This is a genomic window from Phycisphaerae bacterium, assembly GCA_024102815.1.
GTDB lineage: Bacteria > Planctomycetota > Phycisphaerae > UBA1845 > UBA1845 > JAGFJJ01.
Map to the genome: position 1 here is coordinate 100,714 of JAGFJJ010000068.1, position 14,078 is coordinate 114,791.

Below are 14,078 nucleotides of genomic sequence, written 5' to 3' on the forward strand. Positions count from 1 at the left end.
TCGGGCACGGCTCAATCAGACAAATCCTTGCGCCCACCTGTCATCCGCACAGGCACAGTTTCATCCCGCATGAACAGCTGGTGGCTTCCTCCTGCGTGGTCCTGGCACTTTCGGCAAGCATGCTCTTCGACGAGTCCGCCTGCCCACATCGCCTCGCGGATGTAGATACCAGTAGGGCCGACTCCGTTCGAACCGTCGTTGCGTTGTCGGCTTTGCGCCGATCCACATTCTCAGGCAACTTCAATATGTCGCGACTTGCCGAGCAGATGGTTTCGGTTGTACCGGCATCCGGTTGTCTTTGGGGCACCGGCTCTACAAGCGGGGCCTCGCACTCCGCGAAGAACTCCGCGTTGTCGCCACACGTTCCGAACTCCGCAATGCCTGACCCGTATTCGTCATCAACAAGGCCGTAGGTATCGAGCGACGCTGCCTCAGCGCTCGCCTCCGGCTTGGCGCGGCCATCGCCCGGCTCATCATCCTGTTTACAGGCACCAAGCCAAACACAGACGAGCAGCATACTCGGGATCAAAACTTGCCTTCGATTCACCGGTCTTTTCCTCCCCTTTTCCGGAGCGATAGCCGCTCTGGACGCCATCATTAGTCGATTCACGAAAGTTCTCTTTGCGATTCTCCCGAGACCCAACACCAATTCCTTCTATGCGCCCCGGTCGAGTCACACGCGTATCTTCAGGGATGATGATGGTCGCTCGTCGGCCCTGTTTCGGTTAGTTTGGGCGCAATCGCCGCCATGACCGCCGGCATCTCGCTCTGCTCGTCAACCCTGCTCAGCAGGCAGTGACAGGTCGTCGGGTCGGTCAAGTGAACCAGTTTCCATTCCCCAACCTGTACCTTGTGTCCGCAGTGGTCGCCGATGACGCAAGGAAGATTCTCGTGCGATCCGAACTTCTCGTGCTTCATTGGTGGGTGAAACACTGCCGCCAGAAACTCGCCGTCCCTGTCATACGCGGCCGCGATGCCCCTCGTCCCACCGATTCGAAGCTCATAGACCGACTGCAACCGGAATCCACCCGGTAGCACAGGCGGCGTGTCGAAGTTCAAAGCGGAGGCAATCCGCTTCGCCGCGACAGGCGTCGAAGGCTTGGCGTCGTAACGCATCAAGAACTTCCTGAACGCCTTTTGAGCGTCGAGCGGCAGGGCGTCGAGCAGAACTCCAAAGTCCACAGTCGATGCATGCGCCGTCGATTCAAGCGACGACAGGCCGAACATGCTCAGTCCGACGGCGAGGACCACACCCGCAGCGATCGCCCAAGGAGCGCCTCGGAACCGAAGGCGCCGCAACGGGCGTGCGGGCGAGATCGTCCGGTCCGTCTTGTCGAGTCGTCGTGCGATGGATGCCCAGAGAAAGTCCGGCACGGTCACGGCAGGCGGCTGTGCGATTCCGCGCACGAGTTCGCGCATTTCCTCCAGTTCGGCCTGACAGCTCGAGCAGAAACCGAGATGGGTCTCGATCTTCTCACGCTCCGCCGCGGATATCTCGTCGTCCACGTAGCGTCCTAGTTGTCGTTCTACCTGTTCGCAGCACATTTTGTTTTGCCCCGTTCGTCGCACACGCGACGTTCATCGACGGGCAGACACCTTTGATGGGATCCATGTCTCTTATTTAGATGCGTGGCAGAGAGCGCCCCTTCCGTCTATCCGTAACTTTTTCGTAAGATTTCCCGTAACTTGTCTCTGGCACGGCTTAGCCGGGAGGCTACCGTCCCCTCGGCGCAGTCGAGCGCCTCCGCAATGCCCCGATAATCGAGTTCCTCCTGGTACCGCAGGAGGAGCAATGCCCGGTCGTCCGGTGGAAGCTCGGCCAGAGCGCTCTCCATGTCGAGTTCAAGGTCGGTCCTGGGCCTCTGCGCCTCGGTAGGCTGATTTGGCGCAACGGCTTGCAGCTTGACGGTCCCCACACCCTGGCGGCGGCGGAACTGGAGCGCCTCGTTGACGGCGATCCGGTAGAACCAAGACCCGATGGCAGATCGGCCGTCGAATTGATCCAGCCGCTGAAGCCCTTTGAAGTAGGTTTCCTGGGTCAGATCCGCGGCGTCGTCCGGGTTGCCGGTCATACGAAGAAGGAGACGATAGATGCGCACGGACGTCTGCTCGAACAGTTGGCGCTGAGCTTCTCGCTCGCCTGTCAGGCACCGTTCGATGAGCAGTCGGTCTTCCACGCATCCACAACCTTAGATTGCACCGCTCCTTCGGCGCGAACCATGACTTCGTCACATACAGGCGGCTTTCGATCACCACTCCGGGATCCCTGCATCCGCTCAGCCTGACCGGACTCAGGCTCGATCCGACGGCCCATTCTAGCGGCAGCCTGTACCGGCCGGAACGGAGGGACGGTTTCTCTCGTCAGATTCACTCCAATCGATGCCAACCAAGGTGACATCATCTTCGAATTCCTCCCGTCCACAGAACGAACGGACCCGGCCCAAGGTGGTGGATACCTGCTCCTCCAAGGACAATTGATGCGTCCCGGCGAACAACTCCAATACGCGATTTCGGCCGAATTGCTTACCCTGGGGCGACATCGCTTCGTGCAGGCCGTCCGTGAACGCAAGCAGCCTGCTCCTCGGGGCAACCTGAAGGCGGACAGATTCATACTTGGCGTCAGCATCCACTCCGAGAAGCAGGCCGGCATGATTCAGCGTGTCTACGCCGCCATCCGGCGTGTTGAGCAACGGCGGATCATGGCCTGCGTTCGCATACCCGACTTCGTCGTGTCCCGGTCCCAAGCGAATCAGCACGGCGGTTGCGAACACGCCGGCCGCCGTGATGTCGCAAAGGTCGCGGTTCAGGCCCTGCGCAATCTCGCCAACATCGTGTGTCTCGCGTGTCAGGTGCCGCAGCGAAGACCGGAGCAAAGCGGTGCAAAGCGCCCCGGGCACGCCGTGGCCCGTCACGTCGATGACGGCTACCACCGTGGACCCATCGTCGAGCGGTACGATGTCGAAAAAATCGCCCCCGACACTCGCCGTCGGTAGAAACACGGCTCGAATCCGACAGCCGTGAACCGAGAGGTTCCGGTCGCCCACCAGAGCCCGCTGAATCTCCCGCGCACGCCGCATCTCCGAGGCACGATGATGTTCCGTGCGGCCAAGCGCTTGAATCATCTGGTTCATACCCTGCGCCAGGTAACGAAGCTCGGCCGCTCCACGTGGCTCGATGGAATGATCAAAACGGCGATCACTGACCGCGGCTACGGCCCCAACTAACCCACGCATCGGGTCGCGCACCCAAACGAGCAGGCTTACCGTCGTCACCCCGAAGAGAACCACCACCAGGACTCCCGTCGCCGCCGCACGACTGACACCCTGCACGCGAAGCAGTTCTTCGACCGGCTGGAGCGAGACCGCGACGACCAGGCTGGCATTTTTGTCGATATTCAGCGAGTACGCTGCGAACTGTTCACCGCTGAGGTCGAACGTGTGGACATTGTTCGCGCCGTTTTCCATCATCCGGCGCTCGAGTTCGGAATCCGCCCGTTCGTGCGCCCGGACGAGAACCTCGCCATCCGCATCGAAAACAGCGATGTGATGCCCCGGCGAGGCCGAATTTGTCATCTGTCGACAGAACCCGTCCACGAACCGCTGGAAACTCTTGGGCTCTCGAAACTGACTCCATGCGGCGCGCAGCACTCGCGCCTCCTCCTGAAGACGAGTCAAGGCGTGCTCAATCTGCGCGTCGGCGTCGCGCCGATGGTCCACCCATGCGGACACCGCGAGGACGGAAACGACCGTCACATTGACGATGACGCCCAGCCGAAAGGCAAGCGTGTTCCACCAACGCGGCCCGGCAGCTCGATTGCGCGGGGCACCGCTCGGATTGTTTGAGTCACTCGGCATCGGCTCTCCCGCCGGGTTTTGGCTAGCATCGCCGGGGCGAGGCGCCGGCGCCGTCTCTCGTTTAGATGCGCGAGCCCCGGTCTGCCTTCCGACAAAAACTGCCTGATTAGGATTAGCCGGAAGAATAGGACCCTTCCATGCATCCAACATAGTGGAACCTGGATCCAGAACATGGCTCGACGACAGAAACGCCTGCAGCAGCGGCGCCGCGCCAGACCGAAACGGCGTAAAACGCATCCCGTCAGGGCGCTCGGTTCGAGTCTCGCGGTGGCCACCGTGGCCGGGTTGCTCGGCTGGGTCTGGTGGGCGGGCGAAACCCCACAGCACCCTCTTCCTGACCCACCCTCCTGGCTGCCAAAGTGCCCTGTCGGCGGCGGTCCGGTGAATTTCGCCCATCGCGTGTCTGCGCCCGACGGCCCCATCTACTTCTGCTGCGAACACTGCATGGAGCAGTTTCACGCTGCCCCATCGACGTTCAATGCCAAGATCGAATTGCAGCGAAAGGAACTCGACCATCTGCCGCGAATCCAGGTCTCGTGCCCGATTTCGGGAGATCCACCCGACCCTGCGATATACGTTGAGTCGCCCGCCGGCAGGATTTTCTTCTGCTCGCCGAATTGTCGCGACAAGTACGTAGCGTCGCCGGCTGAGTACGCCGGCGCTGTTGCCAGTAGCTTTTGGTACCAGACGAAGTGTCCGGTGGATGAGAAGCAGATCGATCCAACCATCCGGGCCACGTTGCCATCAGGCGAAACGGTCTACGTGTGCTCGCAACGCTGTCACGATGAGCTGATGCAGAACACAGTGGAGTATGCTCCGGGGCTGGCCCTGCAGGGCATACGCCTGCACCTTGACTAATCGCCCACGCCGGTTCGCGCGAAGTATTCGGGAAGGAATCGCCCATTCCACGCATCTAACAGGTAGAGACCTTGTCATGATGCTCTGAGCGTGCAGAGTTGAATCGTGCCGCGCACTGTGGCGACGGCTGGCGCGCGGCGGAGGCACAAGAGTGACGAACAAAGGCAAACTCGAACACGAGGGGCTGCGGTCAACGGCCCGAATCACTTGCTTTGCGCCAAACGCCCATGAAATCGCGCTGGTTGGGTCCTTCAACGACTGGGATCCCGGCGCATTGCGAATGACTCAGGACACTGACGGCCAGTGGAGCGCCGACTTGCAGTTGCCTGCCGGCCGCTACGAGTACAAGTTCGTCGTCGATGGCGTGTCGTGTTGCGACCCGCATTTGAAGAACGGCCACCCGGACTGCGAACAATGCGCGCCGCATGCCTGCGGTGAACTGAACCGCATTCTTCTGATCCGGTGACCGATGGCACAGGGAACGGAGGTAGGCAATGCGTGCTTCAAGCATTCTGGCGTCCTTAGCAATCTTGATGTTCTTCTCGGGTTGTGCCGCCCGACGACCGATGCGCGGAAGAGTCGACCAGCCTGAGCTGGGCCACCATTTCCTGGACTTCTTCTTCGAGGACGAGCATGGGCGCTCCATGACGCTAGGAAATGTACTCGGCGATTTCACAGTGATTGCGTTTACTCGTTGCGACAGCGATACGCACGCGGAATCGACCGATTATCTTGAATCCATCATCAAGGAGCATGCTCTGGATGATTCCGTTCGGGTGCGCGCTGTGGACGTTCATTGGGCGGACCGCAGTTGCGGAACGCACAAGGACTGTCATCTGCTAGGATCGACCGACAAAGCCATCAGTATCTGTGATGCAACTGGGATGATCCGCAAACTCTACGGGGCCACGAAACTCAACGAGTTGTTTCTGATCGGGCCTGACCGGCGTGTCATCGGAAAAGCCACAATGGCCTATCCTGACCCCTTGCGGCACCAACTGGCCATCGACGTTATACGCTTTCGAGCCCGCCTATACGAGACGCGCCCTCAGGAGCTTGGCAATTAGTTAATCTCTCTCGATCTTGATCGTCCGACGGAGACCGGAACGTGACGCCAAGTAAGTCTATACTGGTGCTGAGCAGACATGCGGACCGACGACTCGTCGCATCCGATTCGTACCGGCGTGAAGGTGCCGTCGTGGTCGAGGTTGAGACGGTCGAGCGGGCCACGGTCATCCTTCGACAACTCCAATTCGACGTGCTCGCTGTCGACTTCTACGGCCTTGGGGTCGGCGTCATAGAATTCCTCCACGACCTCAGCGTTGATTATCCCCAAACGCGCATTTCCGTCATTGGTCCGCCCGTTGACAGCGATGTGCTCGCGTTGATCCCAGTGCCGCATGCAGTCTATCGGCCCGCAGCAGGCAATCACAAACATCTCGGAGCGGCCGGTTCCGGAAATCACTGCGAAGGTGGACTTGATTCGAAGCACGACCCGGGCGGCATCTTCGGTAGTACGCGACAAGAGCAGACAGATCTTCAGGAAGACGGGTGAGACGCCGTGCATCTAAATAAATGGCTTGACCAATTGACGAACTCCCAATTGGAGGACTGAATCATGATCACTCAACGAGTACTTCCGGACCTGCGGCTTTCGAACGGAGATGGCAGACATCGGCCGCTCCGAGACTACCTGGCCGACTTCAACATCCTGCTGATCCGACGTGTACCTCTGGCATCGCATGGGCCGGCAACGCGCCTTCTGCGGCGACTGTTGGTCGAGAACCGCGGTGGCGACCATGTAGCGGCGCGCGCGTTCGACGTTCGGTCGCCGGATCAACCCTGTGAAACGTGCCACGGACCGCACATCGTATTCAATGGGCCGGAACTCGCGACGATCTGTGACGGCGACGGCAGCATGCTTCGGCAATTCGACGTCATCGGTGATGACCGGTTCTTCGTCGTGAGATCTGGCCCGCAGGTGTTTGACGTGGGCTGCCTTGAGGAGATCAGCCAATCGGGACTGAAAATCAATTTGGAGGAGGTCTCATCGGGCGATCATATCGCCCGGGCGCCGCCCAAGCGCAGGCATGCGGACGCGTCGCGAACAATTCGCGATGGAAGATCGCAACCGTGTCGTGCATCTAATTGAATGGCTTGATCATGCACCGGCTGCCCGAAGGAGTACCTGATCATGTTACGCCTGAGAATGCTTCCGGGTTTCAGACTCGCAGACGGGGACGGCCATGAGCGACCGTTCGATGACTTCCTGGCGGATTTCAACGTCATTCTGCTGACTCATACATCTGAGTCGTGTCGTGGTGCCACGGACGAACTGCTTCGCAGCTTCCTGGCGGAAGGACGGGGTGTCGCCGGCGTATCGATTCATGGGATTGATATTCGTTCGCACGACGCGTTCTGCAAACAATGCTGCGGCCCGCACGTGGTCTTCCACGGGCGCGAGCTCATCACGATCTGCGACAGCGGCGCTTGGATCCGCCGTCTCTGGGGCGTGGAAAGCGACGCTTGGATCCTGATCGTGAACGCAGGGCGACATGTCCTCGATGACGGCCCGCTCACGGAGATCGAACGCCTGGCCATGCAATTCGGTCTGGATGCGGCGTTGTCGCCACATCGCAGTGCACGGGCACCGCCCACGAGAGAAGGGACGGGCCGGAGAGATACGGCCGCATAGTGGCCTTTACTTCGCCGACACCGAGCAGGCGGTAGATGAGAGAACACGTTGCGGGCAGACCGGCCGGGCCAAGTGCCGACTCGCGGTGAGCCGGCTGGCCCGGTCGTGGGATCAAGTTCGGAGCGCAAGCGGATCGATTCGACGGAGCTGAGCATGATTGCCTAGCGCGTCGGTTGACCGCTTGCGTTCCCGTGATTCCACACGAATCGATTTACGGTGAGCCGCACATCGCATCCAGCGCGGTCAGAATGCGATGCTCTCCGGCAAAAGATCAAGAATGGAGAAGTACTATATGTTCAACCATAACTCGGGATCGGGCAGTTTCAGCCCAATCTGGATTCTCGCCTCCGTTGCGATCGGCGCGCTACTCAACACGACCGAGTGTTCAAGTGTACAGGCACAGTCAAACGACCTTTCTCTACGGCATGCTAGCTTCCTAGGTCAAGAAACCTACGACGCACCCGCTGACACTTCCAGGCGCGACCATCCGCGCTGGGTTGAGGATATGGAATCCAAGGCCTGGCCTGGATTCCTGACCGGCATGTCCGGCTACGAAGATTTCGTGATGCCGGTCGGGATGCCCATCTACTTCGAGGATCCGTTCATCACAACGGATCTGCGTTTGCTCTATATGCATCACGATATTCCGCGTGATTCGGTGTTGGGTAACGGGCAGGTTCACGTTGCTGCTGCACAAATCAGAGTCGCCCTTACGGAGCGGCTTGCGTTCATCGTTACCAAGGGCGGCTATAGCTGGGTTGACAGCCGCGCCACACCGGAAGGGGACGGCTGGAATGACTGGGGGCTTGGTCTGAAGTATGCCCTTTACAGCAACCCTGACGAGCAGTTTCTCGTGAGTGCCGGCCTTCGATGGGAGCTGTCGAACGGCTCTGCCGAAGCTTGGCAAGGCGGAAAGTCCGATGAGCTCAGCCCGTTCGTGAGCATGGCCAAGGGCTGGGAAAAGTGGCATTTTCTCGGTGCTTTGAGTGGGCGAATCCCTACAAACCGAGATGCTGCCAACACCAGCCTCGTCTGGAACCTGCACTTGGACTACGAGCTGACCGAGACGTTTCGCCCGTTGATCGAGGTCCACGGTATCCACTATCTCTCGAGTGCCGACGAGTTTCCGTATAACGCCGATTACCTCGATGTCGGAAGCCTTGGGGCCACGGACGTCACCGGCCGTGACTTCTTCTCTGCGGGCTTCGGGTTTCGTTGGCAGGCGAGGGACAATGTTTCCGTTGGTCTGACGTATGAGGTGCCGTTGGAAAGCGCTTCAGAAAACCTGCAAGAGCATCGGGTCACGTTCAATACGATCATTAGCTTCTAGGATATCCCACGCCGGCGGCTGGGCGGCGGAGGCACGGTAACAACCCGCGGAGGGAAGAAGGACAAATGCGGCAGCGAGCATCCAAACAGGCTGCATTATCGGTACCGAAGCGGTTTGCCCGAACGAGCGGGAATTGTCGGCCGGGTTTGGAAGACGTCGCATGGTTCATGCATCTAATCCTGTGTGGGCGCCACGGGGCGTCTCGCCCTTTGGTCGCACACGGGTGACGTGGATCGAACAACCATGTGGATCGGAATCATCGCAGCCGCGGCGTTTTGCACGGGATTCCTACTTGCGTCCCTGCTCGCGTGCGGGAAGACCGCTGACGAAGAGATGCGGCGGATACGGAAGAGTATGTTCTCACGAGGCGATTTGGATTCGGTAACCGGAACGGGCGGACCGGGTAGACGGTTGGTCACGCCATCGCCTCAAGCGAATTCGGCGTACAACGGTTTGGATGTTAAGACGGCCGAGACGGGCCGTGTACCGGCAGTGAACATCATGCGGAGGGTCGAAGCGACATGATCGTACTATTCACAAGGAGCCTGTTGCATCGTTGGTTCGAGATCGTGCTTACGTCGGTGGTCGTGGCAGCCGTCGTCGCGACACTCACCACGCAGCGTGCGTTGTCTGCATCAACCGAGGCGCAAGTCCACGAGCTTGCGCACAAGCTCGGCAAGAACATGCTCGTCGTTCCCAAGGCGACGAATCTCTCCAGCTTTTACGCCATGGACTATGGCGAAGCGTCGATGCCGGACTCGTACCCGGATCGAATCCTCGAGTCCCCCGAATTGCGCACACCCATCAGTCTTATCCAATCGCGCCTGTACGGCAACGTCGAGCCGAAGGGCGTTCCACTCGTACTTGTCGGCGAACAAACAATGAAGCGCGGGCGTGTCGCCGATCCGTTCTCGTCCGACCGGGTCATCATTGGCAATACTGCTTCGGACAAACTTGCCGTCAAACCAAACGACCATGTGGACGTCAACGGGTATCAACTGACCGTCGCGAACGTGGTGCAGACGCCACCCGACGGGCTGGATGTCGGCGTCTTTGGACCGCTCGACCTAGCCCAGGACGTACTCGACCGCCCTGAACAGCTCAACGCGATGCGCCTCGCCGGCTGCTGGTGTCGCTTGGACGTTCCCAAGCTGGCTTCGCAAGTTGAAGATACCCTTCCCGGAACCAGAGCCGTAACCATTGCCGGGATGCTCAAGGCCCAGAAGGGAACGGTGGCCACGGCGAAACGCTACTCGAAAGTCGCGATGGCGATCACGGTCGCACTCATCGCCGCCATCGTGATTGGGCTTATTGCATCACAGGTGCGCCGGCAGATCCGGCAGATCGGGCTGCTACTGGCCACGGGCTCTTCACCATGGTTCGTCGTGCTTTTGTTCACAAGTAAGGCCGCAATCATCGGCCTTCTCGGCGGTCTGGCCGGCTACTGGCTGGGGTTCCCACTGACCGAGGACATAGCCGCTCGACTGATCGGCATCAGCCTGCCCGTTCCGAGCGGCTTGCTGGCGCCGACCATAACGCTCGCCCTTGTCGTGAGCGTGGCGGCCGCGGCGATCCCGGCATTCTGGGCGGCACGCCTCGATCCGACGAGGGTACTCAGGGAGGTATGAAATGATTCACATTGACCAAGCGACAAAGCGCTTTCCCGGCAAGAACGGCTCTCCCGTCACGGCTCTTCGTGACATCTCGCTCGACGTTGGCCCCGGCGAACTCGTCATGATTGTCGGCCCCAGTGGAAGCGGCAAGAGCACGCTTCTGTTTACGATCGGAGGCATGCAGCATCCGACCGAGGGGCGTGTCTTGTTTGACGACACGGACGTTTACGGGTTGAGTCCGTCCAGGCGCGCTGCGTGGCGTCGAACGCGCATTGGCTTCGTCTTCCAGACATTCAATCTCGTGCCGTACCTTAGTTGCCTCGAGAACGTCATCGTTCCGGCCGTGCTGGCCGGTAAGTCGAGAGGTGTCAGCCTTCGACGAGCCAGCACTCTGCTCGAACGCCTGGGGCTTTCGGAACGTCTGAAGCACAGGCCGTCGGAACTGAGCGTCGGCGAACGGCAGCGCGTCGCGCTTTGTCGGAGCCTCATCAACGATCCCGATGTGATTCTCGCCGACGAGCCGACCGGCAACTTGGATGAGTCCATGACCGGCGATGTGATGAATGTGCTCCGCGATCTCAATGCCGGAGGCCAGACCATCATGATGGCCACCCACAACCCGCGCCTCGCAGAGCAGGGGACGCGCCTCGTGACCCTTCAAGAGGCAAACCTCGTGAGGGACGAGCCGTGCATGTGCGTAGCAGAGGCAACGCTATGACCCCGGCCATGTGGCTTTCCATACAGGAGCTAACGAAACGCCGCTTTGGAACAGCCATCGCGGTCAGCGTGATCGCGCTTGCCGTTTCGTTTGCCGCCGGCCTCGAGTTGGTGGCCAGGGCGCGCGAAGCCGCGGTAGCCGCGGATCTTGACCAGATCGGTCCGGCAATCCGGGTCATCCCCCGAGAAAAGACAGCGAGAGACCTGGCCCGATTCGAACTGGAGACAGCACCGTTCCATGGGACGGACGTTCGCCGTCTGCGTAGCGAATTCCGATCGTTCGTGTCATCCATCGAGGGGCGACTGTCGCTCAAGGTTCCGTACGGCGGGCGTCGGATTCCCGTCGTAGGTGTCGTGCCGGAGACCGTTGTCGCGCCATCGGATCTGTTTCGGCAATTGGGCGAGAATCAGTTACTCATCGGCGCGGAATTGGCGACCGAACTGGGCATCACACCGGGAGAAACGGTACAACTACAAGGGCATCCCTTTGAAGTCCTCGCGGTGGTTCCGGCGACCGCGAGCCAGGATGACTCTGCTGTTTTTCTCCATCTTGGGCGCCTGCAGCAGATGTTCAGCCTGCCTGATTCCTATAATGAACTGCGCGTCTTTCCGGCCCCGGGCGCCGACGTAGATGCGCTTGCAGTCTCGATCGCCGCGCGCCATACGAATATGACGGCGCTGACCACCCAACGGGGCGAAACAGCCGAGCAGTCGATGCATACGACATTGCGCGACCACCGGCGCGTCTTGTACTTGGTCACCGGTGTAGTTATCGCAGTCAGCGTCCTGATCTGGTCGTACATGAACGGCACCGAGCGCCGCCTTGAACTGGCCACGTTGGTTGCGGTGGGCGGGTCCGCGTGGACTATCGTCTCGATGATCCTCACCCGCGGCGCTCTTCTCGGCGCTTCCGGCGCGGTCGTGGGCCTTCTGGTAGGCGTGGCGATCAGCCTCGGACAGGATGCGGGATCGACCTTGCGCATCCTTCCAGCCCTTGACCTGGCCGGGGTCACTATTGTTACGACAACGATACTCTCCGCCGTCGGCGCGCTGCCGGCCGCGGGCCTTGCGGCCGTTCAGGACCCTGTGAAAGCCCTGCAGGCCGCCTGAATTCGAGAGGCATGTCAGGGCCCGGTTCTTTTCTCAAGAGCGATGGAAGGAACCGCAGGGCCTGTGCATCCAATTGGAAGTAAGGGCCGGGATCACGAACTCAAACCGTGGGGTTTGGGCGGGATGCCCGTTGGATTCGTATCGAAGGAGATTGTCTACGATGAATACTTTCGTCAAGAAGTCTGCTGTGGGATGCGTCGCGGTTTTGGGTCTGGCTGCGATGCCGGTATGGGCACAACACGAAGGTCACGGTGACCACGGTAAGATGGCCATGTCGCCGGCAAAGGAGCTTCCGATGTGCCCCGTGATGGGCGAACCGATCAACCTGGCCGTGAGTGTGGCCACCGATGAGGGGCCGGTATTCTTCTGTTGCAAGGACTGCGTGTCCAAGTACCAGGCCAACCCTGCGAAGTACGCGACGAAGGTCGCGGCGCAACGGGAAGCGATGGCGGCGCGGCCGAAGGTTCAGGTCACCTGCCCCGTATCCAAGGAGCCGGTCGACCTGGATGTGTTCGTCGAAAGCAACGGTAACAAGGTCTACTTCTGCTGTAAGGGCTGTGTCAACAAGTACAAGCGCGACCCAAACAAGTACGCCGCTACGCTGGCGAACAGCTACACCTACCAGACCAAGTGCCCCGTAATGGGCGAGGACATCGACCCGAAGTCCTTCACGACGGCCGCAAACGGCATGAACATCTACTTCTGTTGCAAGGGCTGCGACAAGAAGTTCTTCGCTGATCCAGTCAAGTACGCGCCCAATCTGGTCGCTCAGGGCTTCACGGTGAATCCGAAAGAGATGGCACACGATGAAGGCGAGAAAGCGGGTCACGACCACGAGTCGCATGACCACAGCGGGCACGATCACGATCATTGAGACATTCGCGCTTCCGCTAACGGTCGATCGTAAACGCTGAGAACCCCTGGAGAATACAGCACACCGACCGGTCGCGCTGATTCTGCACATCCTTCTGTGTGAGGGAACGACATGCTGCATCGGCCATCCGGCAAACGGCTTCGGCTGACCATATACCATGAAACGCCACGTGTCATCCTATTCCCAATCCCCCGTGTGGCACCGGTACTCGGTGATCACCGCGGTATTCATTGTTGTCGCGTTGGCCCGCGTGCCCGAGACCCTCGCACAGGCGCCGGTCAACAAGATGTGCCCGGTGATGAGCCTGGAAGAGGCCGATCCGGCCATTACCACGCAGTATCACGGCAAGACGATCGCGTTCTGTTGCGACAACTGCCTGAAGAAGTTCCGGGCGAACCCGGAACGGTACGCTGGCAACACAGCGGTTCTTGCCGACGACAAGCCAGATCAGGCCAAGCACGAGCGTACGTCGAAGGGGGGCGCCGCGGAACACGGACACGACCACGCGTCCGACGAACCGAGAACACCGTTCTTAGCGCGCATTCATCCGATCGTGGTTCACCTCCCGCTGGCAGGGACCCCGATCGCGCTGGTCGCAACGCTTGGCTGGCTCGCGTCGCGCAGAAAACTATTCGCCTACGCCGACGTACCTGCGCTTGTGCTAGCCGCGGCGTCTTCCATCGTCGGCGTCGTCACCGGCAACATTGCCCACGATTCTATGCGCTTTTCGCCGGCGCTTCACGGCTACGTCGAGTGGCATCAGTTTTCCGCGACGGCCCTGATGATCCTCCTGCTGGTCCTTAGCGGTGTTCGCCTCTGGCGTTGGCGTCGGTTGAGCGGCAGATGGTTTGTCGCCTACGCGACAGGGTTGATTGCGGCGTCGGCGCTTGTCGGCGCGGTCGGGTTCCTCGGTGGCAGCCTGGTATTCGGCCCAGACCACTTGTGGCCTTAAGTGAGCACGATATCCGCGGCAGTTTCGGAAGGAAATCGTGTCGGCATGCATCTAACCGGATGAAGCAACTGGTTT

16 protein-coding genes are annotated in these 14,078 nt (G+C 60.2%); 11 read left to right on the plus strand and 5 right to left on the minus strand.

The window, feature by feature from the left end; translation table 11 throughout:
• Positions 1 to 40: 40 nt before the first annotated feature.
• The 4 genes from J5J06_16080 to J5J06_16095 form a co-directional block, all read right to left on the minus strand.
• Positions 41 to 547, minus strand: coding sequence for a hypothetical protein (locus tag J5J06_16080; protein ID MCO6438611.1), 507 nt, complete (start codon positions 545 to 547; stop codon positions 41 to 43).
• A 140-nt stretch (positions 548 to 687) separates the two neighbouring features.
• Complete coding sequence (locus J5J06_16085; protein ID MCO6438612.1) at positions 688 to 1,545, minus strand: zf-HC2 domain-containing protein; 858 nt, start codon at positions 1,543 to 1,545, stop codon at positions 688 to 690.
• Between the two features lie 107 nt (positions 1,546 to 1,652).
• On the minus strand, positions 1,653 to 2,177 hold the full coding sequence (locus J5J06_16090; protein MCO6438613.1) for an RNA polymerase sigma factor: 525 nt from the start codon (positions 2,175 to 2,177) through the stop codon (positions 1,653 to 1,655).
• A 138-nt stretch (positions 2,178 to 2,315) separates the two neighbouring features.
• A complete protein-coding gene (locus tag J5J06_16095; GenBank protein MCO6438614.1) occupies positions 2,316 to 3,854 on the minus strand; it encodes a SpoIIE family protein phosphatase in 1,539 nt (512 codons plus the stop codon).
• Positions 3,855 to 4,025: 171 nt separating this feature from the next.
• Here J5J06_16095 and J5J06_16100 point away from each other — a divergent pair, with 171 nt between their 5' ends.
• The 3 genes from J5J06_16100 (at position 4,026) to J5J06_16110 (ending at position 5,779) form a co-directional block, all read left to right on the plus strand.
• Entirely contained in the window at positions 4,026 to 4,712 is a 687-nt protein-coding gene (locus J5J06_16100; protein ID MCO6438615.1) for a hypothetical protein, read from the plus strand.
• 151 nt (positions 4,713 to 4,863) lie between these two features.
• Positions 4,864 to 5,178, plus strand: coding sequence for a glycogen-binding domain-containing protein (locus J5J06_16105; GenBank protein ID MCO6438616.1), 315 nt, complete (start codon positions 4,864 to 4,866; stop codon positions 5,176 to 5,178).
• 28 nt (positions 5,179 to 5,206) lie between these two features.
• Positions 5,207 to 5,779 carry a hypothetical protein gene (locus tag J5J06_16110; GenBank protein ID MCO6438617.1) on the plus strand — a complete coding sequence of 191 codons (573 nt, stop codon included), beginning with the start codon at positions 5,207 to 5,209 and terminating at the stop codon, positions 5,777 to 5,779.
• Here J5J06_16110 and J5J06_16115 read toward each other — a convergent pair.
• Complete coding sequence (locus J5J06_16115) at positions 5,776 to 6,279, minus strand: hypothetical protein (GenBank protein ID MCO6438618.1); 504 nt, start codon at positions 6,277 to 6,279, stop codon at positions 5,776 to 5,778. The two genes, J5J06_16110 and J5J06_16115, sit on opposite strands and share 4 nt — an antisense overlap.
• Before the next feature lie 51 nt (positions 6,280 to 6,330).
• On the opposite strand from J5J06_16115, the gene J5J06_16120 reads away from it, so the two are divergent.
• The 8 genes from J5J06_16120 to J5J06_16155 all read left to right on the plus strand — a co-directional run bounded on the left by J5J06_16120 (position 6,331) and on the right by J5J06_16155 (position 14,003).
• Complete coding sequence (locus J5J06_16120; protein ID MCO6438619.1) at positions 6,331 to 6,864, plus strand: hypothetical protein; 534 nt, start codon at positions 6,331 to 6,333, stop codon at positions 6,862 to 6,864.
• Positions 6,865 to 6,906: 42 nt separating this feature from the next.
• Positions 6,907 to 7,407, plus strand: coding sequence for a hypothetical protein (locus J5J06_16125; GenBank protein ID MCO6438620.1), 501 nt, complete (start codon positions 6,907 to 6,909; stop codon positions 7,405 to 7,407).
• 277 nt (positions 7,408 to 7,684) lie between these two features.
• A complete protein-coding gene (locus tag J5J06_16130) occupies positions 7,685 to 8,737 on the plus strand; it encodes a hypothetical protein (protein ID MCO6438621.1) in 1,053 nt (350 codons plus the stop codon).
• A gap of 521 nt (positions 8,738 to 9,258) precedes the next feature.
• Positions 9,259 to 10,365: a hypothetical protein gene (locus J5J06_16135; GenBank protein ID MCO6438622.1), complete on the plus strand. Its 1,107-nt coding sequence runs from the start codon at positions 9,259 to 9,261 to the stop codon at positions 10,363 to 10,365.
• A gap of 1 nt (position 10,366) precedes the next feature.
• Positions 10,367 to 11,068, plus strand: coding sequence for an ABC transporter ATP-binding protein (locus tag J5J06_16140; protein ID MCO6438623.1), 702 nt, complete (start codon positions 10,367 to 10,369; stop codon positions 11,066 to 11,068).
• A 281-nt stretch (positions 11,069 to 11,349) separates the two neighbouring features.
• On the plus strand, positions 11,350 to 12,177 hold the full coding sequence (locus tag J5J06_16145) for a hypothetical protein (GenBank protein ID MCO6438624.1): 828 nt from the start codon (positions 11,350 to 11,352) through the stop codon (positions 12,175 to 12,177).
• Between the two features lie 160 nt (positions 12,178 to 12,337).
• Entirely contained in the window at positions 12,338 to 13,051 is a 714-nt protein-coding gene (locus J5J06_16150) for a hypothetical protein (GenBank protein ID MCO6438625.1), read from the plus strand.
• A gap of 157 nt (positions 13,052 to 13,208) precedes the next feature.
• The gene (locus tag J5J06_16155; protein ID MCO6438626.1) at positions 13,209 to 14,003 is read left to right on the plus strand and encodes a YHS domain-containing protein; all 795 of its coding nucleotides are present in this window, start codon (positions 13,209 to 13,211) and stop codon (positions 14,001 to 14,003) included.
• Positions 14,004 to 14,078 lie beyond the last annotated feature (75 nt).